Origin of the sequence: Burkholderia lata (assembly GCF_902499335.1) — a bacterium.
GTDB lineage: Bacteria > Pseudomonadota > Gammaproteobacteria > Burkholderiales > Burkholderiaceae > Burkholderia > Burkholderia lata_B.
In genome coordinates this window covers 206,506-222,055 of record NZ_CABVQK010000005.1, presented here as the reverse complement: position 1 = coordinate 222,055, position 15,550 = coordinate 206,506, and the positions used below count along the sequence as shown (strand labels likewise).

Sequence of the window (15,550 nt, the reverse complement as noted above, 5' to 3'; positions counted from 1 at the left end):
ATTCGTACATCGTTATCGCCACCGCGCATTACGCGGGCGAGGCGGCGCGGCATCGATGCCGGGGCGTCGATGTCGTCGTTGACGCGCGGTTCGTTGCGGGCGGCGTGCCGCACTGTTTGTCAGCCGAAGGAATATCGTTGTGCGAATCGCTCGGTTTGCCGGCGCGCGGGGCGCTGCTAGATTGAATGTTTCCGTCAATCAGCAGGAGAGCCCGATGTCAGAGACGAGCGCCACGATCCAGGAACGGCCGGCCGATACGCAACCGCAAGCGGCCCGCGTGATCGCCGACGACGCGCAGGCCATCGCGGCCGCGCATGCGCTTGCGCAGCGGCTCGCGGAAGGGGCGGCCGAGCGCGACCGGGAGCGGCGGTTGCCACGTGACGAAATCGAATGGTTCTCGCAGTCGGGGCTGTGGGCCATCACCGTGCCGAAGGCCTATGGTGGCGCGGGCGTGTCGCATGTGACGCTGACGGAGGTGGTGAAGATCGTCGCGGCCGCCGATCCGTCGCTCGGACAGTTGCCGCAGAATCATTTCGGGCTGGTCGATGTGATCGCGCTGACCGGCACCGACGCGCAAAAGCGCCACTTCTTCTCGGAAGTGCTGAGCGGCAAGCGGTTCGGCAACGGTTTTTCGGAGAAGGGCACAAAGCACGTGCTCGACCTGAAGACACGCGTGCGGCAGGACGGCGACGATTACGTCGTCGACGGCACCAAGTTCTATTCGACCGGCGCGTTGTTCGCGCATTACGTGCCGGTGCTCGGACTCGACGACGAGCGCCGCGCGTGGCTCGCGTACATTCGCCAGCCGACGCCGGGGCTGACCGTGATCGACGACTGGTCGGGGTTCGGGCAGCGGACCACCGCGAGCGGCACCGTCGTGCTCGACAATGTGCGCGTGCCTGCGTCGCACGTGTTGCCGGCCCAGCGCGTGTCGGATCTGCCGACGCTGAACGGCCCGCTGTCGCAGATCATCCAGGCGGCGATCGACGCGGGCATCGCGAAGGCCGCGCTCGACGATACGCTGGCGTTCGTGCGCACGCGCACGCGGCCGTGGGTCGACAGCGGTGTCGAGCGGGCGGCCGACGATCCGTTGACGATCCGCGAGATCGGCCATCTGCACATTCAGCTGCATGCGGCGGAGGCGCTGCTGGAGCGCGCGGCGCGTACGCTCGACGAGATCGCGGCGAGCGGTGGCGTGACCGAGGACGATGTCGCGCGCGCGTCGGTGGCGGTGGGCGAGGCGAAGGTGCTGACGACGGAGATCGCGCTGCTTGCGGGCGAGAAGCTGTTCGAGCTGGCCGGCACGCAGTCGACGCTGGCCGAGCACAACCTCGACCGGCACTGGCGCAATGCACGCACGCATACGTTGCACGATCCGGTGCGCTGGAAATATCACCTCGTCGGCAACTACTACCTGAACGGCGTGCGGCCGGCGCGCCATGCGTGGAATTGAACCCGTTGCGATCGTGGCGTTCCGGCTCTGCGATGGCCGAGTTGGACGCGTCGCCGCGGTCGAACCCGTCTACACGATCGTCAGCGAACCCGGCTATGCCTTCGTCGAAGCGCAATCGCGCGTTACCGGACAGGCGAATGCTGCGCCGGGAGACGGGAATGCGTCACTGTCCCGGCGCGGCGACGCCCTGAAGCAGCCGCATCCCCTCGAGTCGGCTTACCGAGGCGAGTCGGGCAGCGTGTAGTCGAAGCGGTACGAATGCCGGCCGTTGTCGATCGTGATGATCATCGAGCCGGAGAGCCCCAGCAAATCTCCCGTTCCGGAATCGGGCACGACGGTGATCGACTGCTGCGGCTGCCCGCGGGTCATCGTGGAGCTGTGCTGCAGGACAAAACTGCCGGGGCGGCCGCCCAGCGCGCCTCGCACGGTTTCCATCGCCACATAGCCCGCGGAGCCCTGGACGCTGCTTCGAAACGCGAGCATCTCTCCCTGGCTGACGGCTTCCAGGTCGCCGTGATACTGCTTGTCCAGCGACATGCGGCCGAGCCCGGACTGTTCCGCGACGGGACTCAGGGATTCCGGATTCAGCTTTACTTCAAACGGGCCATTAGCCAGCAGTGTCATTGCAGCGCTCCTCGTCGAATTGGCAACCCGCACTATAAGCCAACCGCGTACTACCGGAGGTAACGGTTTGCTTGATACGTCGGGAACAAGGGCAGATCGCGTGCCGCGCGGCACTTGCGGCGATAATCGGCATCCCGACCTCGACCGCTTTCCCGATGACTACCCCTGCGTTCGCACCCTTTCAGGATCTGGCCACGGCCTTGCTGGCTCACTGGAGCGATACCGATCGCGACGGCTCCCATGACACTTCGCATCTGCAGCGCGTATGGAAGAACGCGGCCGCGATCCACGCGAAGGAGGGTGGAGACGCCGAGGTGCTGTTTGCGGCGACACTGCTGCACGACTGCGTAGCGGTGGAGAAAAATTCCCCGCTTCGCGCGCAGGCCTCGCGGCTATCGGCGGAACAGGCCCGGAAGGTGCTGAGGTCGCTGGATTGGCCGGACGCGAAGATCGATGCGGTTGCGCACGCGGTCGAGGCGCACAGTTTTTCGGCCTGCATTGCACCGAAGACGATTGAAGCCAAGGTGTTGCAGGATGCCGACCGGCTCGATGCGATCGGCATGGTGGGCGTCGCGCGTTGCTTTTATGTCGCGGGCCGGATGGGCAGCGCGCTCTATGACTCGGTCGATCCGCACGGATCGGAGCGGGAACTCGACGACACGCGATTCGCGATCGATCACTTCCGCACGAAGCTGCTGAGGCTTTCTGCCGGTTTCCAGACCGTCACCGGTACCCGTATGGCGATCGTTCGACGCGATAGATTGCAGCGCTTTCTCGACGAATTTTCCGAAGAGATCTGATTGTGCTGACGCGGCCTTCGGAAGAGCCGCCGCACTTCCGCGAATCGGTTCGCTGCGGAGAATCAGGCAATGAGCAACCGACGCGACAGGAATGTCGGCCGTCGTCGATGTCGATGGTCATCTAGCCGGAGAACCCCGGCATTTTGCCCAGACCGGAATCGGGCATGATCAACCAGCCGGTTCTATCGGGGGTAACGGTTTGCCTCCCCGCATGACTACCGAATCTGCCGCTGCACGAGCGCGATCGTTCCACCCACCAGCGCGAGCCCCACGATCATCTCGAAGCCGTCCAGCGCGCTCAGGAAACTGGCCTGGTGCGCGACCATATGCGCGATCTGTCCCAACGACAGGCCCCGCGCCTCGCCAGCACCGAGCCCTTGTGCCTCGAACGCACGCGTCATCGTGTCGAGCGTGTTCTGGAACACCGGGTTGTACGGATTCGCGAACTCGACGAGGCGCGTCTGATGCACGGCCGTGCGATGCTGGTCGACGATGATGAACGTCGCGGTGGACAGCGAGTAGGCCAGCTGCTTGACCACGTTCTTGAAGCGGTACCCGTGCGTGAATTCATCGTTCGAGAAAATCTGAAATGCGGCGCTCGCGGTCGGCAGCGCGATGAACATCAGCAGGAAGCCGCGCAACACCAGCGGTGGCAGCAGCCAGCCCATGCTGACGTCGGGAGGCAGGTTGAGCACCCAGATGCCGATCGCGGCCGCCATCGCGAAGCCCGGCACGATCAGCCATTTGCGCTTGATGAGGCGCGCGTACTGGAAATACGCGATGGCCATCGGAATCGCCGTGAGCGACGTGAGCCCGACGAGCCGGCCCGCATTTTCCACCGGGTAGCCCAGCCCGCTTTGCAGCAGCCGCGAGATCAGGAAACCGATCGCATTGCTGATGAAGTAGTAGAACGCGTAAAGCACGATGCCTTGCCGGAAAGGGCCTTCGCGCAGCGCGTTCACGCGAATGAGCGGGCGCGGATCGTGCCACTGGTGCCACGCGAACCAGCCGAGCGCGGTCAGCCCAGCGACGGTGGCCAGCGGCATCAGCGGCGTGGTGCTGAACACTTCGAAGCGCAGCTGCTGCGCGACGATCTGCAGCGCCCCGAGCGCGATGGCGAACACCAGATAGGGCCATAGATGCGTGTCGCTGCGCCGCTCGATCGGGCGCCTGCCGATGTGCGGCACCACGAGGAAGGTGAACGCCGACAGCACGGCCCCGCCGACCGTCGAGCACAGGAACAGCGCGCGCCAGTCGAAGTGCGCGACGAGATAACCGCCCGCCATCGGCGCGAGCGCGCTCGCGAGCAGGATCATCACGAGAAAGATGCGCGTGGCGGGCGCGCGCTCCTGCGGCGTGAAGCCGGTTTGCAGCATGATGCGGCAGGTGCCGAGCATCGGTCCGATGAAATAGCCCTGGAAGCCGCGCGCCATCGCGAGCGACAGCGACGATTCGCTGAGCGACGCGGCGAGCGACCCCGCCGCGAACATCAGCAGGCAGCCGCTCAGGTAGCGCCGGAAGCCGAGGCGCTCGATCAGCCATTGCTGCTGCACGATGCCGAGCACGGAGGCGGTTGCGTAGGCCGTCGACGACCACACCAGCTCGTCCGGCGACGCATTGATGCCGCCCGCGATATAGCTCGTGAAGAACGAAAAGATCGAGTTGTCGAAGTAGTCGATGCCGACGGACAACGCGATTGCCCACGGCAGCAGATCGCCGCGCAGATGCCTCAGCGTGAACAGGCGGGCGCGGGCGGGCGTGAATTTCATGACGCGACACCCTCGGGCGTGCGCGCCGGCGACATGTGCCGGCGGGCGAATCGGGTGGGGGGCAGGACGCGCGCATGGGGCGTGGCGCCGATGTGAGGCTGAAGGGACACGTGGACTCCGGGCGAAATCCAACGGATATTCGGCTTGCCCTCTCGCGAGATCAAGGGTTAACGCGCATCGATTCCGTACTTCGAAATCCATGTGCGTGGTCGCCGACGGCGTCGTCGGTGCGTCATTTCCATGGAAGCCATGCCGACACTGCGGATCGTGGCCGCCGTGTCCTCCGATCGGCTGTTCAACCAGACCGTGTGCGCACTCGGTGCCTGACCGGCATTGCGCCGCGCGTTGCCCGCCGTTTCGACGCAGGGAAGGCGGCACTTCGAAAATGATCAATTGGATCGAGGAATCGACGACGGTAGCCTAGACCCGACAATGAAATGGTCAGCGGATACCGCAGTCGTTCGCGATATGGCGCGTGTAGCGATGTCGCGAGACCGGCCGCCATGTGAATCGCGACACCGATCCGAGACGAGAAGTGAACGATGAAGGCGGGGCGCGCGGGACAGCGCGTGCTGAATGCCGGTGCGTGTCGACGCATCGGCGAAGGGCTCGCAAGCGCATTCGCGCGTGCCGCACGCACGATGCCCGCCACGCCGACGCTGAAAGAACACTCTCATGGAGACAATCAGGATGCACAACGCAAAAGGGCCGCTTGCCGGCATCAGGATCGTGGAGCTGGGCGGTGTCGGCCCCGTGCCGTTCTGCTGCATGCTGCTGTCGGATCTCGGTGCCGAAATCATTCGTATCGACCGGCCGCCCGGCTATGACGGCGGCCAGCCCGGCGATCCGCGTTTCAACCTGCTGAACCGCGGCCGGCGCAGCGCCGCGCTCGACCTGAAGAAAGCGGAATCGACGGCGGTGATCCTGAAACTGGTCGGCCAGGCCGACGCGCTGGTCGAAGGATTTCGCCCCGGTGTCGCGGAGAAACTCGGTCTCGGGCCGGATGCCTGCCTCGCGGCGAACCCGTCGCTCGTCTACGGCCGGATGACCGGCTGGGGGCAGCAGGGCCCGCTCGCGCAGGCACCGGGCCACGACATCAACTACATCTCGCTGAGCGGCGTACTGCATTCGGTCGGCATGGCCGGCGGCCCGCCGGTGATCCCGCTCAATCTGGCCGGGGACTTCGGAGGCGGCTCGTTGTATCTCGCGCTTGGCGTCGTGTCGGCGATCCTCGAGAGCAAGCGGTCGGGCAAGGGGCAGGTCGTCGACGCCGCGATGGTCGACGGTTCGGCTTCGTTGATGACGCTCTTCTACGGCATGCTGGCGAGCGGCTACTGGAAGGACGAGCGCGGCAGCAATCGTCTGGACTCCGGTGCACCCTGGTACAACGTGTACGAAACGCGCGACGGGCGCTGGATCAGCATCGGTTCGAACGAGTCGCGATTCTGGCGCAATACGCTGGAGATGCTGGGCCTGCGCGAGGAAGAGATGCCGGATCAGCATGATCGTTCGCGATGGCCCGAGGTCCATGCGAAGTTTGCGGAACTGTTCCGCACGCGCACCCGCGACGAATGGTGCGCGCTCGCCGAAGGGCGTGACGTCTGCATCGCGCCCGTGCTGTCGATGAAGGAAGCGCCCGACCATCCGCACTTGCGCGCGCGGCAGACTTTCATCGAACGCGATGGCGTGGTTCAGCCTGCGCCCGCGCCGCGCTTCAGCAGGACACCTGGCGAAATTCAATCGTCGCCGGCGCTGCCCGGTGAACACACCGACGAAGTCCTCGGCGACTGGGGATTCACCGCTGCCGAACTGGCCGCGCTACGGGAGGCTGGCGCGATCGCATGATGTGAGCGCTGCCTGTCATCGGCGCTCGCGTGGCATGTGAGCGTCTCCCTGATTTTTCACACCGACTTCAATGACCGCCGCGCAGGGTGATGTCTCGCCCTGCGCGGCGTTTCTATTTGCGCGCCTGTTCGTGCTTGCGATCGCGGCAGCCATCGCTATGGCGGGCCATTGAGGGTTTCGGAATTTCCGAATCGGCACTTCAGAAATGGTCAGTTGGTTTGGAAAGCTCGAAGCCCTAAGCTCATTCCACGACGAACAACGCGGCTGCCTGAGCAGACGCCAACAACTGGAGCGAAGACACATGGCTAACTTTCTCGACGAATCGCAAACGATGTGGCTCGACACCGTGAACAAGTTCATGGACAACGAGATCACGGTCGAATACGTGCGCAAGTGCGACATGAATCGCGACTACCCGTACGAGGCCTACGACAAGATCGCCAAGCAAGGTTGGCTCGGCATCCTCATTCCGGAATCCGAAGGCGGCTCGGGCGGCGACATTTTCGATTACTCGCTGATGGCCGAAGGCCTCGGCAAGTTCGGTTTCGACTTCGCGTGTTCGGTGCTGGTGCCGACGTTCACCGCGATGAACATCATCAAGTTCGGCACGCCCGAACAGAAGAAGCAATACGTGCAGCCGTTCATCGACGGCAAGATCCGCTTCTCGGTGTCGATCTCGGAACCGGACGCAGGCTCCGACGCAGCGAACACGAAGACGCGCGCCCGCCGCGACAGCAATGGCGACTGGATCGTCAGCGGCCAGAAGCTGTGGTGCAGCGGCGCGGCAGCGAAGGACACCGTGATCGCGATGCTGGTGCGCACGAGCACCGACGACAAGCACAAGGGCCTGTCGGTGCTGCTGATCCCGAACAACACGCCGGGGATGGTGATCAACAAGCTGCCGACGCTGTCGCGTCACGCAACGGGCACGACCGAGATCTTCCTCGACGAAGTGCGCGTGCCGGGCGATGCGCTGCTGGGCGAGGAAGGCCAGGGCTGGAAGATCATCACGGAGCACCTCGAACTCGAACGCTGCGCGGTGGCGGCGGCTTACACGGGTAACGCGCAGCAGGCCGTGACGACCGCCACGCGCTACGCGCACGACCGTATCCAGTTCGACCATCAGCTCTACGACTTCCAGGTGATTCGCCACCTGCTCGCCGACTGCCAGACGAAGGTCGATGCGGCGCGCCTGCTCTGCTATCGCGCGGCGCAGCTCGCGGCCGACCACGTGCCGTGCAGCCGCGAAGTGTCGATGGCGAAGCTGTACGGCTCGGAAACGCTGAAGGAGTGCGCGCTGGCCGGCATGCAGATCCTCGGCGGCTACGCGAACCTGCCGGAAGCGGACATGGAACGCTACCTGCGCGAGAGCATCCAGTCGACCATCGGCGGCGGCACGTCGCAGATCCAGCGCACGATCATCGCGAAGTCGATGCGTCAGTAACGGTCACGCTATTTCCTCGAACGAAGCGCGCGGGCACGCGGTGCCCGCCACCATCCCAATTCAACCGGAGACACAGTAATGAGCGTCATCAACAACAGCGTCAACATTCCGCTCGACGAGCTGGAAATCGGCACGAAGTTCCGTTCGAATGGTCGCACCGTGACCGAGAGCGATGTCGTGATGTTCTGCATGTTCACGGGCAACTGGATCGAGATTCACTCGAACAAGGAATACGCGTCGAAGACCCGCTGGGGCGAGCGCATCGTGCAGGGGCAGCTGACGTTCTCGCTGATTTCGGGTCTGCTGCAGTTCGGCCCGGCGATCCAGGCGAACTACGGTGTCGACAAGATGCGCTTCCTGAACCCGGTGAAGATCGGCGACACGGTTTACGCCAGCGCCGAGGTGATCGCGAAGAAGGAGAAGGACGACAAGTTCGGCGTCGGCACGATGCTGATCCAGGCGTACAACCAGCGCGGCGAAGTCCTGCAGCGCAGCGAATGGAGCCTCTTGATGCTGCGCAAGCGCGCCGATCTCGACGCGCTGATCGCCGAAGCGCAACCCGACTTCAAGGTCTGAGGAGCATGGCCATGACTCCCCGTCCGGTTGCGGCGATCGTCGGCATGGGCGATGCCTATGCGTCGCGCGCGAATCGCAAGGACCCGCTGCAGTTGGCCGCCGAGGCGACGCTCAATGCGCTCGCCGACGCGGGCATCGGCAAGGACCAGGTCGACGCGGTGTTCACGGGCCGTTCGCCGTGGGCCGACAAGCGCTCCCAGTGGAGCAACATCTTCATCTCGCACATGCAGATGCCGGTGACGATCACCAGCGAGCTGACGATGCATGGCGCGGGCCTGACGTCGACGCTCGCGATCGCGTCGCAGATGATCGCGGCAGGGCGCGCGGAATACGTGCTGTGCCTGCAGAGCGATGCGACCGAGCTGTTCGTCGACGCGGTCGCGATGGGTGCCGAGGCCGATGCGGATCCGCAGTTCGAGATTCCGTACGGCCCGACGATTCCGGCGCTCTATGCACAGGCCGCGCAGCGCTACTTCCACGAGTTCGGCATCACCGAAAGCGACCTCGCCGATGTCGCGATCGCGAACCAGCGCTGGGGCCGCCATCATCCGCATGCGGCGAAGGCGAAGTTCGGCGAGATCGATCGTGCGGCGGTGCTGTCGTCGCCGTACGTCGCGACGCCGCTGCGCCGCTGGATGTGTTCGACGTGGGGCGGCGGCACGGGTGGCGCGCTGGTCGTGACGTCGCCGGAGAATGCACGCAACGCGCGTAATCCGGTGTACCTGATGGGTTACGGATCGGCGACGACGCACGAATACCTGACCGACCGGATGAACATGCGCGAATGCCGGTTCGAGAGCCTCGGCGCATTCCCGAACCTGACCACCACGGCCACCGCCGAGGCGGCGCGCCAGGCGTATGCGATGTCGGGGCTGGCGCCGTCGGACGTCGACATGGCACAGCTATCGGTGAACTTCGCGCACATGGGGCCGATCGTGATGGAGGACCTCGGCTTCGCGAAGAAGGGGCGCGGTATCGATCTCTATCGCGAAGGCCGTACGGGCGTCGACGGCGACCTGCCGACCGACACGAACGGCGGCTGGCTGTCGTTCGGGCAGCCCGGCATTTCCTGCAACATGGACAGCATGATCGAAGCCGTCAGGCAGTTGCGCGGGCAACCGTTGGGGCTGGCGCCGTCGCGTCGTCCCGAAACCGTGCTGGTGCAGGGCGCGGGCGGGATGCTGGCCGCCGGCGCCGTGCTGCTGCTGTCGTCCGCAACGTGATACCTGAACGGGAGCATCCATGACCGAAACCCATTTGCCGAATGCCTGGCCGCAGCCGTATCGGCTGCTCGACGCCCAGCCCTACTGGGACGCACTGGCCGAAGACAAGCTGACGTACCAGCGCTGCAACGACTGCAGCGAAGCCGTGTGGCCGGCCCATTCGTTCTGCACGCACTGCGGCGGCAAGTCGCTGAACTGGACCGAAGCGTCGGGCCGTGGCGAGATCTACTCGCACAGCACGATCATGCGCGGGCCGACGCCGGTATGGGCCGACATCGTCCCGTACACGGTCGGCTTCATCGGGATGGACGAAGGCTACTACCTGTTCGCGCAGATCGACGAAGCGCCCGAAGCGATCCGGATCGGCCAGCGCGTCGAGGCCCGGATCATCCAGCGCGGTGCACAGAAACTGCCGGTGTTCGTCCTGTCGGCATCCTGACGGCCGCGCGCGGAGCGCCGGAACAACCGGCGCCCGCGCGGCCGTTCATTCACGGAGGAGACATCGTGAACATGCTGTATTCCCACCCCGTCGACGGAGGCTGACATGGCCGGACCACTCGACGGTGTACGCGTCCTCGACCTGACGTCGAACTTCATGGGCCCCTACGCATCGCTGCTGCTGGCGGACATGGGTGCCGACGTGTGCAAGATCGAATCGCGCGACGGCGACACGACGCGCAATATCGGGCCGAGCCGGCATCCCGGCATGGGGCCGATCTTCCTGCATCTGAATCGAAACAAGCGCAGCCTCGTGCTGGACCTGAAGCACCCGGACGGCATCGCGTCGCTGAAGCGGATGGCGGCAACCGCCGACGTGCTGCTGTACAGCATGCGTCCGCACACGATGGCGAAGCTGGGCATCGCGTACGAGGACGTTCGCACGCTCAACCCGCGCATCATCTACTGCGGCGCATTCGGCTTCGGGCAGAACGGCCCGTATGCGTCGCGCCCGGCCTACGACGACCTGATCCAGGCCGCGGTCGGCATGCCGGTACTGCAAAGCCGCAAGAACGGCCCGCCGACCTATGTCGCGAGCGCGATCGCCGATCGGGTGGTCGGGATGGCGACCAGCAATGCGGTGGCGATGGCACTGTACCGGCGCGAGAAGACGGGCGTCGGCCAGCAGGTGTTCGTGCCGATGCTCGAGACGTTCGCGCATTTCGTGATGGGCGATCACCTGTACGGACACACGTTCGTCCCGCCGCTCGGCGACTGGGGCTATGCGCGGATGATGAATCCGGACCGGCGCCCGTATCGCACGCTCGACGGCTACATCGGCGTGAACGTCTATGCGGACCATCACTGGAAGCGCTTCTTCCTGCTGTCCGGGCATCCCGAGATGGCCGAGGATCCGCGCTTCAACAACATCGGCGGCCGGACCGAGCACATCGCGCACCTGTACGCGTTTCTCGCGCGCGTGTTCGAGACGCGGACCACGGCGGAATGGGTCGACACGCTGACCGAAGCCGATATTCCGGTGATCGAGATGAATACGCCCGAGACGTTGATCGACGATCCGCACATGACGGCGGTCGGGTTCTTCGCGGAGCAGGAGCACCCGTCGGAAGGGCGGATCCGGACGCTCGGCATCCCGCAGCAATGGAGCGAGAGCGCACCGGAGCTGCGTTATCCGGCGCCGCGTCTGGGCGAACACTCGGTGGCGCTGCTCACGGAGTACGGGTTCGATCGCAATGAAATCGACGGGATGCTGCGTTCGGGCGGCGTGGTTGCGCCCGAAACCGGCGGCGTGCCGCAACCGCAATAAATACGAAATCAGGAGAAGCGACATGTTACGCGATCTGCCGCTGTCGGGTGTCGTGGTAGTCGAACTGAGCGATAGCGCGTCGGCGCCGTTCGCCGGAAGGGTCCTGGCGGCGCTGGGTGCCGAGGTATGGAAGGTCGAGCGCCCGACGGGCGACTCGGCCCGCGGTTGGGGGCCGAGCGAATGGAAGGGCAGCGGCGCCGCGTATCACGGGCTCAATCGGGGCAAGCGTGCGATCTGCATCGATATCAAGGATCGCGAACAGCTCGAGACGCTGCACCAGTTGATCGCGGAGCGGGCGGACGTCTTCCTGCACAACCTGCGGCCCGGCTCCAGCGCCGAATATGGTCTCGATTCCGACAGCCTGCGCGTGACCAAGCCGGAACTGGTCTACTGCGAGATCGGCGCGTTCGGCCATCTCGGCCCGATGAACACGCTGCCCGGCTACGATCCGCTGATGCAGGCGTTCTCGGGGATCATGAGCATCACCGGTGAAGAAGGGCAGGCGCCGGTTCGCGCCGGGGTGTCGATCGTCGATTTCGGCTCGGGCCTGTGGGCCGTCATCGGTATTTTGTCCGCGCTGTATCGTCGCCAGGTCAAGCATTGCGGCGCGACCGTCAACGGTTCGCTGCTGGAAACCGCGCTGGCGTGGATGACCGTCAGCATCGCGAACTACAACGCGGACGGCGACACCGGCGGCCGCCACGGCTCCGGCGTGGCGTTCATCGTGCCGCACCGCGCGTACTCGACCTCGGACGGTCACCTGATCGTCAGCTCGGCGAACGACACGCTGTTCGCAAAGCTGTGCGCGGCACTGGATCGCCCCGAGTGGGCGATCGACGATCGGTTCGCGACCAATGCGGCGCGGCTGAAGAACCGGACGGAGATCGATCGGTTGATCGGCGAGCGTTTGTCGACGGATACCCGCGCGGCGTGGCAGGCACGATTGCAGGCCGCCGGCATTCCCGTTGCGCCGATCCAGACGACGGCGGAGGTGGTCGAGCATGCGCAGACGCATGCGCTCGGCATCATCGAAAAGCCGTCGGACGACGAGATCGGGCTGGTCGGGCTGCCGTTGTCTTTCGACGGCAAGCGTACCCCGCCATTGCATGCGGCAAGGGATATCGGCGCCGACAACCCGTCGCTCGAAGCGCTGCTCAATGCGAGCAAGCAAGCGTGACGCGGTAGCGGTCAGCGGCGTTCGACGGCCAAATAACGTCGTTGCCGGCGCGACGGTGCGCGCGCGATCCAGGGCCTGACGAAAACCTGAGAGTCGATCCACCGGGCGTGCGACGCCGGCATCGTCGGGATGCTGGCGAGTCGCACGTTAACGCGCCGCGCCGCGTGGCCCGCGGTGCGCGGTCGGTATCGAATGCCAGCATCCCGGATGTCCGCAGAGGCACCGGGGGCCTGGACTGCATCGTATGACCCTGACAGGGCGCTCGGGCGACGCGTGGCGACAGTCGCACCGTCCGGCGACGTCCTGAAGACGTGCATGAGGGGAGACATGAGTACTTTCAATCGCCTGCACCTGATTCGGCAGGTCGATCTGCTGACGTTGAAGCTGTTCCTGTCGGCGGTCGAGGAGCAGCAAATCGGCCTGGCGGCGATTCGCGAGAACGTGGCCGCGTCGACGGCGACCAAGCGGATTCAGGATCTCGAGGACATCGCGGGCATCAAGCTGCTCGAACGCAGCCCGAAAGGGGTGGTGCCGAGCCCGGCGGGCGAGGTGCTCGTCCGCTATCTCCGGCGGATCTTCGCGAACCTCGACGACATGCGCTCGGAGATCGCGTCGTTTACCGACGGCATGCGAGGAGAGCTGACGATCGCGTCCGCGCGCTCGATCATCGTGCCGTTTCTCGCGCGGGAGATCGGCGAATTCCAGCGCGCGTATCCGCTCGTCAAGATCGTGGTGCGTGAACTCGACAATGCCGGCATCGTGCAGGCGGTCGCACGCAGCGAAGTGGACGTCGGCGTGTTCGCGGCGGCCCATGCGCTCGATCTCGGTGGCGTCGACGTCACGCCGTATCGCGAGGATCGCCTCATCGCGGTCGTTCCGCAGGGGCACCCGCTCGCCGCGCGCACGAGCGTCACGACCGAGGATCTGCTGTCGGAGAACCTGATCGTCGTCGGGGCGATGGTCGGTGCGATCCGGGCCGCGGCGCGCCGCCTCGGCGTGGATTTCCAGCCGCGCTACGACGTCCGGAGCACCGGCGTGGCCGTGAGCCTGGTGCAGGCCGGGCTCGGTGTGACGGTCCAGCCGGAATGCATGGTCAGCCATGAGCTGTTCAACCGGGTCGCGGTGCTGGAACTGGCGGAGCCGTGGGCCGTGCGCCGCGTTCAGGTCGCCACGGCACGCGGTCGCGAGTTGAACCCGATCGCGCGCGCGCTGATCGAGCAGTTGCTCGACCAGCCTGACGACATGCCGGGGACCTGACGGGACAGGGAACGCCCCGGCGATTGAAGCAGGGGGCAATGAAAAAGGAGAAGCATCCAGCTTGCTCGTACCGCCTGCTCGACTGCGTCGACCAGGCGGTTTGCGCTTTCGGCGCGGATTACGCCAGCGGCTGATCGAGCACGATCGTCTTGGATTCGACGAACGCGTTCAGCCCCTCGACGCCGCCTTCGCGCCCGATACCGGATTGCTTGAAGCCGCCGAAGCCGATCGAGAAGTCCGTGCGCGACGCATTGTGCCCGACCGTGCCGGTACGCAGCTGCCGTGCAACCTGCAATGCGTGCCGGGCGTCGGACGTGAACACCACGGCATTCAGGCCAAAGATGGAATCGTTCGCGAGCTCGATCGCATGCGCTTCGCTGTCCGCCGCGATCACGGACAGCACCGGCCCGAAGATTTCCTGCTGCGCGAGGGTCGACCGGTTGTCGACGTTGGCGAACACCGTCGGCTCGAAAAAGAAGCCACGCGACAGATGGCGCGGGCGTGCGCCGCCGGCGGCGAGCGTCGCGCCTTCGGCGATGCCCCTGGCTACGTGGTGCTCGACCGTGTCGCGCTGGCGCGCGGTGGCAAGCGGGCCGACCGTCGTGGCATCGCTGAACGGGTCGCCGAGTACCATCGCGCGCGCGGCCTCGCTCAATGCGTCCACCATCGTGTCGTGCTTCGCGCGCGGCACGATGATGCGCGTCAGACTGTGGCAGACCTGCCCGGTCAGGTAGCTGAAATACGATTTGCCGAGCACCTGGGCAGCCGCGTCGATGTCGTAATCGTCCAGCACGAGCGCCGCCGATTTGCCGCCCAGTTCGAGCGTGACGCGCGCGATCCGTCCGGCCGCCGCCTCGCTGATGCTGCGGCCCGCTGCGGTAGAACCCGTGAAGGTGATCTTGTCGACCGATGGATTTCGCACCATCGCTTCGGACACTTCGCGATCGGCGGTCACGACGTTGACGACACCGGGCGGCAAGCCGATCTCGTCGCAGATCTGCGCGAACAGATACGCGGAAGTCGGCGCTTCCGGAGACGGCTTGATGATGACCGTGCAGCCCGCGAGCAGCGCGGGCGCGACCTTGTAGGCGATCAGCGCGGCCGGGCCGTTCCACGGCACGATCGCGAGGACGACGCCCACCGCTTCCTTGACGGCATACGCCTGGTGCCCGGTTATCGAGCGGTGCGGTTCGACGAACGGATAGGTGTCGGCCATGGCCGCGTACTGCCGAAACGCCGCGCCGAGAAACTGGCCGATACGCGGCTTCGCGATCCGCTGGAGGATGCCGGATTCGATGCTCCAGCCGCGCGCGAACTCGTCGTTCGCCGCTTCGAGGCGTTGTGCGATCCGTTCAAGGAAGACGGCCCGCTCGGCCGGCGTCATGCGCGGCCAGGGCCCATGATCGAACGCGCGGCGTGCCGCATCGATCGCCCGCGCGGCGACGGCCGCGTCGGCGCGCGCCACCCGCGCTGCCACGTGCTCCGTGCTGCAGTCGAGCACCTCGAAGGTTTGAGCGGAAGGAGCGGGCGTCCACTGGCCGTCGATGTAGAAGCAGTCGGGATGGTCCAGCGGGATGGTTCGGTCGTTTGCTTGCATGAGAGGTGAGGTCGTCCTTG

13 protein-coding genes are annotated in these 15,550 nt (G+C 65.6%); 10 read left to right on the top strand and 3 right to left on the bottom strand.

Features of this window, described 5'->3' with window-relative positions:
* The first annotated feature begins 214 nt into the window (after positions 1 to 214).
* Positions 215 to 1,453 carry an SfnB family sulfur acquisition oxidoreductase gene (locus tag BCO18175_RS14325; protein WP_174981787.1) on the top strand — a complete coding sequence of 413 codons (1,239 nt, stop codon included), beginning with the start codon at positions 215 to 217 and terminating at the stop codon, positions 1,451 to 1,453.
* A gap of 216 nt (positions 1,454 to 1,669) precedes the next feature.
* Here BCO18175_RS14325 and BCO18175_RS14320 read toward each other — a convergent pair whose 3' ends face one another.
* Positions 1,670 to 2,077 (bottom strand): DUF3224 domain-containing protein, encoded by a 408-nt coding sequence (locus tag BCO18175_RS14320; protein ID WP_174981786.1) that lies wholly within the window; start codon positions 2,075 to 2,077, stop codon positions 1,670 to 1,672.
* Positions 2,078 to 2,232: 155 nt separating this feature from the next.
* Between BCO18175_RS14320 and BCO18175_RS14315 the strand changes: the two genes are divergently transcribed.
* Positions 2,233 to 2,877, top strand: a complete 645-nt coding sequence (locus BCO18175_RS14315; protein ID WP_174981784.1) for an HD domain-containing protein — start codon at positions 2,233 to 2,235, stop codon at positions 2,875 to 2,877.
* 215 nt (positions 2,878 to 3,092) lie between these two features.
* Here BCO18175_RS14315 and BCO18175_RS14310 read toward each other — a convergent pair whose 3' ends face one another.
* On the bottom strand, positions 3,093 to 4,646 hold the full coding sequence (locus tag BCO18175_RS14310; RefSeq protein ID WP_174981782.1) for an MFS transporter: 1,554 nt from the start codon (positions 4,644 to 4,646) through the stop codon (positions 3,093 to 3,095).
* Between the two features lie 690 nt (positions 4,647 to 5,336).
* On the opposite strand from BCO18175_RS14310, the gene BCO18175_RS14305 reads away from it, so the two are divergent.
* The 8 genes from BCO18175_RS14305 (at position 5,337) to BCO18175_RS14270 (ending at position 13,933) form a co-directional block, all read left to right on the top strand.
* Complete coding sequence (locus BCO18175_RS14305; protein WP_174981780.1) at positions 5,337 to 6,491, top strand: CaiB/BaiF CoA transferase family protein; 1,155 nt, start codon at positions 5,337 to 5,339, stop codon at positions 6,489 to 6,491.
* Positions 6,492 to 6,792: 301 nt separating this feature from the next.
* The gene (locus tag BCO18175_RS14300) at positions 6,793 to 7,935 is read left to right on the top strand and encodes an acyl-CoA dehydrogenase family protein (RefSeq protein WP_174967167.1); all 1,143 of its coding nucleotides are present in this window, start codon (positions 6,793 to 6,795) and stop codon (positions 7,933 to 7,935) included.
* Between the two features lie 78 nt (positions 7,936 to 8,013).
* On the top strand, positions 8,014 to 8,511 hold the full coding sequence (locus tag BCO18175_RS14295) for a MaoC/PaaZ C-terminal domain-containing protein (protein ID WP_011350178.1): 498 nt from the start codon (positions 8,014 to 8,016) through the stop codon (positions 8,509 to 8,511).
* A gap of 5 nt (positions 8,512 to 8,516) precedes the next feature.
* Positions 8,517 to 9,734 (top strand): thiolase C-terminal domain-containing protein, encoded by a 1,218-nt coding sequence (locus BCO18175_RS14290; RefSeq protein WP_174981778.1) that lies wholly within the window; start codon positions 8,517 to 8,519, stop codon positions 9,732 to 9,734.
* Between the two features lie 19 nt (positions 9,735 to 9,753).
* The gene (locus tag BCO18175_RS14285) at positions 9,754 to 10,173 is read left to right on the top strand and encodes a Zn-ribbon domain-containing OB-fold protein (protein WP_174981776.1); all 420 of its coding nucleotides are present in this window, start codon (positions 9,754 to 9,756) and stop codon (positions 10,171 to 10,173) included.
* A gap of 105 nt (positions 10,174 to 10,278) precedes the next feature.
* A complete protein-coding gene (locus BCO18175_RS14280) occupies positions 10,279 to 11,499 on the top strand; it encodes a CaiB/BaiF CoA transferase family protein (protein WP_174981774.1) in 1,221 nt (406 codons plus the stop codon).
* Positions 11,500 to 11,521: 22 nt separating this feature from the next.
* On the top strand, positions 11,522 to 12,676 hold the full coding sequence (locus BCO18175_RS14275; protein ID WP_174981772.1) for a CaiB/BaiF CoA transferase family protein: 1,155 nt from the start codon (positions 11,522 to 11,524) through the stop codon (positions 12,674 to 12,676).
* Positions 12,677 to 13,003: 327 nt separating this feature from the next.
* Positions 13,004 to 13,933, top strand: coding sequence for a LysR family transcriptional regulator (locus BCO18175_RS14270; protein ID WP_174981770.1), 930 nt, complete (start codon positions 13,004 to 13,006; stop codon positions 13,931 to 13,933).
* Positions 13,934 to 14,051: 118 nt separating this feature from the next.
* Here the strand turns inward: BCO18175_RS14270 and BCO18175_RS14265 are convergent, their stop codons facing one another.
* Positions 14,052 to 15,530: an aldehyde dehydrogenase gene (locus BCO18175_RS14265; RefSeq protein ID WP_174967161.1), complete on the bottom strand. Its 1,479-nt coding sequence runs from the start codon at positions 15,528 to 15,530 to the stop codon at positions 14,052 to 14,054.
* Positions 15,531 to 15,550: the final 20 nt, after the last annotated feature.

Excerpts from the sequence above, each read along its gene's own strand:
- BCO18175_RS14290 (WP_174981778.1), top strand. The coding sequence starts at position 8,517 with ATGGCCATGACTCCCCGTCCGGTTGCGGCGATCGTCGGCATGGGCGAT.
- BCO18175_RS14275 (WP_174981772.1), top strand. The coding sequence starts at position 11,522 with ATGTTACGCGATCTGCCGCTGTCGGGTGTCGTGGTAGTCGAACTGAGC.
- BCO18175_RS14325 (WP_174981787.1), top strand. The coding sequence starts at position 215 with ATGTCAGAGACGAGCGCCACGATCCAGGAACGGCCGGCCGATACGCAA.
- BCO18175_RS14265 (WP_174967161.1), bottom strand. The coding sequence starts at position 15,530 with ATGCAAGCAAACGACCGAACCATCCCGCTGGACCATCCCGACTGCTTC.
- BCO18175_RS14280 (WP_174981774.1), top strand. The coding sequence starts at position 10,279 with ATGGCCGGACCACTCGACGGTGTACGCGTCCTCGACCTGACGTCGAAC.
- BCO18175_RS14285 (WP_174981776.1), top strand. The coding sequence starts at position 9,754 with ATGACCGAAACCCATTTGCCGAATGCCTGGCCGCAGCCGTATCGGCTG.
- BCO18175_RS14305 (WP_174981780.1), top strand. The coding sequence starts at position 5,337 with ATGCACAACGCAAAAGGGCCGCTTGCCGGCATCAGGATCGTGGAGCTG.
- BCO18175_RS14310 (WP_174981782.1), bottom strand. The coding sequence starts at position 4,646 with ATGAAATTCACGCCCGCCCGCGCCCGCCTGTTCACGCTGAGGCATCTG.
- BCO18175_RS14295 (WP_011350178.1), top strand. The coding sequence starts at position 8,014 with ATGAGCGTCATCAACAACAGCGTCAACATTCCGCTCGACGAGCTGGAA.
- BCO18175_RS14320 (WP_174981786.1), bottom strand. The coding sequence starts at position 2,077 with ATGACACTGCTGGCTAATGGCCCGTTTGAAGTAAAGCTGAATCCGGAA.
- BCO18175_RS14300 (WP_174967167.1), top strand. The coding sequence starts at position 6,793 with ATGGCTAACTTTCTCGACGAATCGCAAACGATGTGGCTCGACACCGTG.
- BCO18175_RS14270 (WP_174981770.1), top strand. The coding sequence starts at position 13,004 with ATGAGTACTTTCAATCGCCTGCACCTGATTCGGCAGGTCGATCTGCTG.
- BCO18175_RS14315 (WP_174981784.1), top strand. The coding sequence starts at position 2,233 with ATGACTACCCCTGCGTTCGCACCCTTTCAGGATCTGGCCACGGCCTTG.